The organism is Prevotella sp. HMSC073D09 (assembly GCF_001814145.1).
Classification (GTDB): Bacteria; Bacteroidota; Bacteroidia; order Bacteroidales; family Bacteroidaceae; genus Prevotella; species Prevotella conceptionensis.
The window spans coordinates 1-276 of sequence record NZ_KV815007.1 but is presented as its reverse complement, the minus strand read 5'-3'; the positions used below and the strand labels follow the sequence as shown (position 1 = coordinate 276).

The window sequence follows — 276 nt, the reverse complement described above, 5'->3', positions numbered from 1 at the left end:
GATAGAAAAATAACAGTTTGTCGAATTTTCTTTGTAAATTAGTAATCGCAAAACAACTGATTTCAAAGACAAAACAACAAAACTGTTATGGAAGCAAAAATAGAGAAAATAAGCGAGTTATCCAAACTCTTGAGTGTTAAAAGCCGAATGAGCGATGATTTATTTCATCTTTTTGGCAAGTTTGGCATCGGCCACCTGTTGTCTCGCCTGTCATTGGAGAAACACGACGGAGTTTCCGCTTCGGAGTTGATTCTCTCCCTTTGCCTCTTCCGCATT

1 pseudogene is annotated in these 276 nt (G+C 38.4%); it reads left to right on the top strand.

Features of this window, described 5'->3' with window-relative positions:
- Nucleotides 1-87 precede the first annotated feature (87 nt).
- Nucleotides 88-276, top strand: a pseudogene (locus HMPREF2955_RS00265) (IS4 family transposase); the annotation flags it as partial.